The organism is Roseateles sp., from assembly GCF_031397715.1.
In the GTDB taxonomy this organism is placed as follows: Bacteria; Pseudomonadota; Gammaproteobacteria; order Burkholderiales; family Burkholderiaceae_C; genus Paucibacter_A.
On the sequence record NZ_JANNMI010000490.1, the window covers coordinates 1 to 6,247 of the forward strand.

Annotated in this window: 5 protein-coding genes and 1 pseudogene; 1 reads left to right on the plus strand and 5 read right to left on the minus strand. The window is 64.2% G+C overall.

What is annotated here, in order from left to right; translation table 11 throughout:
- The 5 genes and pseudogenes from RMO57_RS21835 to RMO57_RS21855 all read right to left on the minus strand — a co-directional run.
- Window positions 1-340: HAD-IIIA family hydrolase (locus tag RMO57_RS21835; protein ID WP_310390287.1), on the minus strand; the 340-nt coding region annotated here is incomplete at its 3' end.
- A gap of 20 nt (window positions 341-360) precedes the next feature.
- Window positions 361-2,469 carry a glycine--tRNA ligase subunit beta gene (gene glyS, locus RMO57_RS21840; protein ID WP_310390288.1) on the minus strand — a complete coding sequence of 703 codons (2,109 nt, stop codon included), beginning with the start codon at window positions 2,467-2,469 and terminating at the stop codon, window positions 361-363.
- 3 nt (window positions 2,470-2,472) lie between these two features.
- Window positions 2,473-3,396: pseudogene (glyQ, locus tag RMO57_RS21845) on the minus strand (glycine--tRNA ligase subunit alpha).
- Window positions 3,397-3,460: 64 nt separating this feature from the next.
- Complete coding sequence (gene lnt, locus RMO57_RS21850) at window positions 3,461-5,005, minus strand: apolipoprotein N-acyltransferase (RefSeq protein ID WP_310390290.1); 1,545 nt, start codon at window positions 5,003-5,005, stop codon at window positions 3,461-3,463.
- Window positions 5,005-5,799, minus strand: a complete 795-nt coding sequence (locus tag RMO57_RS21855; protein ID WP_414896477.1) for an HlyC/CorC family transporter — start codon at window positions 5,797-5,799, stop codon at window positions 5,005-5,007. The genes lnt and RMO57_RS21855 overlap by 1 nt, the downstream gene beginning before the upstream one ends.
- Window positions 5,800-6,030: 231 nt before the next feature.
- Here RMO57_RS21855 and RMO57_RS21860 point away from each other — a divergent pair.
- On the plus strand, window positions 6,031-6,247 hold a 217-nt coding region (locus tag RMO57_RS21860), incomplete at its 3' end, for a GTP-binding protein (RefSeq protein WP_310390294.1).

Consider the following 6,247-nt stretch of genomic DNA (forward strand, 5'->3'; position numbering starts at 1 on the left):
TGCCCGGCAGCGGTTTGCGGCAGTCGCAACCCTCTTCCGGCGTATGCGGGCAAAAGAAAGCGGCATCCAGCCGCCCGCCCTTCTCGGCTAACAGCTGATTCAGGCGGATGTGGATGGCGGTCAGCGAGGCCATATCCAGCAGGCCGCGGCCGATGCCGGGCTGATTGGTCGCCAGCACCGTGTGCCAGCCGGCTTGGTTGAGCCGCGCCACCGCTTCCAGCGCGCCGGGCAGCGGCTGCAACTCCTCGACCGCCTTGACATGGTCGTCGCGGTAGAGATTGAGCGTGCCGTCTCGTCCCAGAATGACGAGCTTCATCGGGTGGCTATGGTCGGTGCGCATCAATCAATCGTCCTTGTGGTTCAGCTGGCCAGGCGTGACAAATCGGCGACCCGGTTCATCGCCTCGTGCAAGGTCTTGAGCAGCCCCAGCCGGTTGGCGCGCAGGGCAGCGTCCTCGGCATTCACCATCACGCCGTCGAAGAAGGCATCGACCGGGCCCTTCAGCGCCGCCAGCTCGCGCAGGGCCGCTGCATATTCGCCGTTGTGGAAGAAGGCATCGCTGAGCGGCTGGACCGCTCCCAGCGCAGCGGCCAGGGCCTGCTCGGCCGGCTCCTGCAGCAGCGCCGCGTCAATCTTCGCCTCCACCGCCTGCTCGCTCTTCTTCAAGATATTGCCAATGCGCTTGTTGGCGGCAGCCAGCGAGGCGGCCTCATCCAAGGCCGCAAAAGCACGCACCGCGCTCAGGCGGACCGTTATGTCGGCCAGGCGCTGCGGCTTCAGGGCCAGCACCGCATCGACCTCTTGTGCGCGATAGCCCTGCTCGCGCAGCGCGCCGGACAGGCGGTCGAAGATGAATTCGCTCAAGGCCACACTGGGGTCCTTGATCGACAAGCCAAAGGCCGGCAACGCCGCTGCGATCAAGACGTCCAGGCTCAGCGTGCCGGCGCGCTCGCTCAACATGCGCACCAAGCCCAAGGCATGGCGGCGCAAGGCGAAGGGGTCTTTATCGCCGGTCGGCAATTGACCGATGCCAAACATGCCGACCAGGGTCTCCAGCTTGTCGGCCAACGCCACCACCAAACCGACTTCATTGCGCGGCAAATCATCGCCGGCAAAGCGGGGTTTGTAATGGTCTTCAATCGCAAGGGCAACCGCCTCGCTCAAGCCATCATGGCGGGCGTAGTAGCCACCCATGATGCCTTGCAGCTCGGGGAACTCGCCGACCATATCGGTCAACAAATCAGTCTTGGCCAGCTGCGCGGCCTGGTCAACCTGCGCGGTCAGCGCGCCGCCGCCCAACTGCGCGGCGATCGCGCATGCGATCGATCGAACACGCTCGACCCGCTCACCTTGGCTGCCCAGCTTGCCGTGGTAAACGACTTTGGCCAGACCCGCCACGCGGGAGGCCAGCGTCTTCTTGCGGTCCTGGTCGAAGAAGAACTTGGCGTCGGCCAGGCGCGGGCGCACCACCCGCTCATTGCCTTGAATCACGGCGCTGGCGTCGGCCGGGCTGATATTGCTGACGACCAGGAACTGGTTGGTCAGCGTGTTTTCAGCATCCAGCAGCGGGAAGTATTTTTGATTCGCCTTCATGGTCAGGATCAGGCATTCCTGCGGCACGGCCAGGAACTCCTTTTCAAACCGGCAGCTCAGCACATTGGGCCGCTCGACCAGGCCGGTGACCTCGTCCAGCAAGGCCTCGTCATCGATCGGCTTCAGGCCTTGGCGCGCGGCAGCGGCATCGAGCTGACGGCTGATTTCGGCGCGGCGCTCGGCAAAGCCGGCGATCACCGCGCCCTGCTCGCGCATCTGGGTCGTGTAGCTGTCGGCGCTGCTGATAGTCAGGGTTTCAAGCTGGGATTCGAAGCGATGGCCACGCGTCGTGCGACCGGATCGCAAGCCCAGCGCCTGAACGTCAATCGCGTCCTCGCCATGCAGGGCGACGATGCCATGCGCCGGGCGCACAAACTTCACATCGCTCCAGCCGTCGCTGAGCTGATAGGTCATCACCTTAGCAATCGGCAACTTGGCCAGCGTCTCGTCCAAGGCCTTTTGCAAGCCCTCGGCCAGCGTGGCGCCGGGCAGCAGCAGATCCAGGAACAAGGCCTCAGCCTTGCCGTCCATGGCGCGCTTCAGCTGCGGCAGCACCGACACATCGGCGCCGACGCTGGCCAGCTTCTTCAACAGCGCCGGCGTGGCCTGGCCGTCGGCCGTCAAGGCCACGGCCACCGGCATCAGCTTTTGCTGCACCGCGCGGTCAGCCGCCTTGGCCGCCACATCGCTCAGATGCAGGCCGAGCCGGCGCGGCGTTGCGATCGCGGAGGCGACTGCTGTGGCACCGACCAGACCTTGCGCTTTCAGGCTCTCAACCAGCACGCCGGCAAAGGCCTCGCCGAGTTTTTTGAGCGCCTTGGGCGGCAGCTCTTCGACGAACAGTTCAATCAACAGGTTCTTGTTATTGGCGCTCATGATTCAGGCGGCCTTTGCTTTCTTTTCGATCTGGGCCAGCACTTCATCGCTCCAGGCTTTGGGTGCCATCGGGAAGCCCAAGCGGGCGCGGCTGTCCAGATAGCCTTGCGCAACGGCACGGGCCAGATTGCGGATGCGGCCGATATAGGCGGCACGTTCGGTCACGCTGATCGCGCCGCGTGCGTCCAGCAAGTTGAAGCTGTGCCCGGCCTTGAGCAATTGCTCATAGGCCGGCAGCGCCAGCTGCAGCCCCATCAAATGCTTAGATTGCTTCTCATGCGCCGCAAACGCGGTCAGCAGGAATTCGACGTCACTGTGCTCGAAGTTATAGGTCGATTGCTCGACCTCGTTCTGGTGGAACACATCGCCGTATTTCAATCCATGGGTGTATTCAAGGTCATAGACCGACTCGACGCCCTGCAGATACATCGCCAGCCGCTCCAGCCCTTAGGTGATCTCGCCGGTGATGGGCTTGCAGTCGATGCCGCCAACCTGCTGGAAGTAGGTGAACTGCGTCACCTCCATGCCGTTCAGCCAGACCTCCCAGCCCAAGCCCCAGCAGCCCAGGGTCGGGTTTTCCCAGTCGTCTTCGACGAAGCGCACATCGTTCTTCTTCAGATCAAAACCAAGCGCCTCCAGCGAGCCAAGGTAGAGCTCCAGGATATTGGCCGGGGCCGGCTTGAGCACGACCTGGTACTGGTAGTAGTGCTGCAGGCGGTTCGGGTTTTCGCCGTAGCGGCCGTCCTTGGGTCGGCGGCTGGGCTGCACATAGGCGGCCTTCCAGGGCTCGGGGCCGATGGCGCGCAGAAAAGTGGCGGTGTGGCTGGTGCCGGCGCCGACTTCCATGTCGTAGGGCTGGAGCAGCGCGCAGCCTTGGCTTGACCAGTAGTCCTGCAGCGTGAGAATGATTTGCTGGAAGCTCAGCATGTGATTTTCTATGACCGGTAATTTGAGAAAAGCCGCACTTGAAGAGCGGATATTGCGCCCGATTCTACGAGGCGCGACGACGCCACCCGGCCAAACCCAGCACGAGTGCCACCGCCAGCCACAAAGGCCAGAGCCCAAAGGCATTCAGCCAGCGCGCATAAGGCGTGCTGCCGCTGCGGCCCTCGACCTCGGCCTCCAGCACGCCGGCAACAGCCGGCGCCAGCCGCGCGGTGATGCGGCCGCGGTGGTCGACCACGGCCGTGGCGCCGGTATTGGTGGAGCGAATCACCGGGCGCTGGAACTCCAGCGCGCGCATTTGCGAGAACTGCAGATGCTGGTCCTGCACCATCAGGGTCCCGAACCAGGCCAGATTGCTGGCGTTGACCAGCACGGTGGCGGCGCCGTCGCCGACCATGCTGGCGACAAAGTCCTCGCCGAACAGATCCTCGTAGCAAATCAGCGGCCGCAGGCGCTGGCCCGCCACGTCGAAGCTGCGCTGGTGCTGGCCGCGCGCCTGGTCGTCGAGCGGGATCTGCAGCGCTTTGACAAACCAATCAAAGCCCGGCGGTATGAACTCGCCAAAGGGCAGCAGATGGCGCTTGCCGTAGTCGTACGCGACCGGCCCGCCGAAGCCAACCAGGGAGTTGACATAGCCGCGCTGCTCGTCGCCCAAAAAGCTGCCCAGCAGCAGCGGCCGCTGCGCCGCCACCCGCTCGATGCGTTGAATGAAGTCGGGGTCCAGATAGTCCAGCGGCAGCGGCACCACCGACTCCGGCGTCACGACAACCTGGCCGCGCGCCGACTCGATCTGCAGCGCCAGCCGCTCCAGATTGGCCGCCATCAGCTCGCGGTCGAATTTCTGCTCCTGCGCCACATTGGGTTGCAGCAGGCTGACCTTCAGCTGCCCGGTGCTGACGCTGAAGTCCTGCGGCAACAGCAGCCCAAAGCCCAGCAGCGTGGCCATCACGGCGGCCGGCCGCCAATGGCGCAAGCTCTCAAGGAAACGCCGGGCCGCCCCAAGTTTCCTTGCTCCCCCTCGGGGGGGCGGACGCCGCGACGAGGCGGCCTTGGGGGCAAACAGCCCTGCCAAGGCGACCGCGATGGCTGCTGCCAGGGCCGTGATGCCATAAACGCCTATCCAAGGTGCCCACAGCGCCAGCGGGCCGACGGTATGGGCATAGCCGGCCGTCAACCAGGGGAAGCCAGTCATCAAGGTCGCCCGGACCAGTTCGGCCAGCAGCCAGCAAGCCGGCCATACAAAAATCCGCCAGACGGGTTGGGCTGACCTCAGCAGCCAGGCCGCCAAGGCCAGCGCCGCGCCGTAATAACAAGCCAGAAAAGCCGCCAGCAACAGCACGGCCAGCGCCGCCAGCAGCCAAGGCAGGTGGCCGAATTGATGCAGGCTGATATGGATCCACCAGAATCCCGAGGCCAGCCAACCCAGGCCGAACAAGCCGCCCAACACGGCCGCGCGGCGCGGCGCGGCATGCCAGGTCAGCCGCGCCAGCAAGGCCAGCGCGAACAGCTGCAAATACCAGGCCTCAAGCGGTGCAAAGGCCGCCGTGTGAACGGTGCCGGCCAGCAGGGCCGCGGCGAAGCCCGCCAACATCAAGCGACGTGCTGCTGGACGCGGGTCACCTTGAACCAGCGCACCGAACCGCCGCGGGTCAGCATCACCGAGAAGCGCAGGCCGCCGACCTCGACCGTCTCGCCGCGCCGGGGCACGCGCCCATGGTGCTGGGCGATCAGGCCACCGATGGTGTCGAAATCTTCTTCAGAAAAATGTGCGCCAAACGACTGGTTGACCGCGGCGATGGTGGTGTCGCCGGCGACGCGCTGGCTGCCGTCGGCCAGGGTGTAAATGCTGGACTCGCCGTCCTTGTCGTCGAACTCGTCCTCGATCTCGCCGACGATTTCTTCCAGCACGTCCTCGATCGTGATCAGGCCGGCGTTGTTGCCGAACTCATCGACGACGATGGCCAAGTGGTTGCGGTTCGAGCGGAAGTCGCGCAGCAACTCGTTCAGGCCCTTGCTCTCGGGCACGAAGGCGGCCGGGCGCAACAAGGCACGCAGATTCAACTCGGGCGCGCGCTGGATTTTCAACAGGTCCTTGGCCAGCAAGATGCCGATGATGTTGTCGCGCTGGCCGTCAAACACCGGAAAGCGCGAATGGCCGGCATCGATCACGCTGGCCAGCAGCTCGTCATAGGGGGCGTCGATGTCCAGCAGATCCATGCGCGGCGCGGCGACCATCGCGTCCCCGGCACTCAGCTCGGCCATGCGCAACACGCCTTCGAGCATTTGCAGCGACTCCGGCTCGATCAGCTCGCGCTGCTCGGCTTCGGCCAGCGTCTCCATCAACTCGGACTTGGAGTCCGGACCAGGATGGAGAAATTCGAACATGCGCTCGAACAGATTGCGCGTTCGGCCGCGTGGCTCCACGGCGCTTTTTTGCCCCCCCCGGTGAGGGGGCTTTATAGGATGAGGGTCAGACACAGGGACGGGCGTGTCGTAGTTGCACAGTCTTGCAGAATAACCGATTGACATGACGGCCCTCTTGCATGACAGTCACCCGCCCCCACATCGTGGGCTAGTGAATTTACTGCGCCACCTCTGCTCCCAAGCCCGACCACCATGTCAAACCCACAAAAAGGCCTCATCCCCGTCACCATCTTGACGGGCTTCTTGGGCTCCGGCAAAACCACTCTGCTCAAGCGCATCTTGACCGAGGCCCATGAGCAGAAGATCGCCGTGATCGAGAACGAATTTGGCGAAGAAGACATCGACACCGAAATTTTGGTGGCCGACACCGAAGAGCAAATCATCCAGATGAACAACGGCTGCGTCTGCT

Excerpts from the sequence above, each read along its gene's own strand:
- glyS (WP_310390288.1), bottom strand. The coding sequence starts at position 2,469 with ATGAGCGCCAATAACAAGAACCTGTTGATTGAACTGTTCGTCGAAGAG.
- lnt (WP_310390290.1), bottom strand. The coding sequence starts at position 5,005 with ATGTTGGCGGGCTTCGCCGCGGCCCTGCTGGCCGGCACCGTTCACACG.
- RMO57_RS21855 (WP_414896477.1), bottom strand. The coding sequence starts at position 5,799 with ATGTTCGAATTTCTCCATCCTGGTCCGGACTCCAAGTCCGAGTTGATG.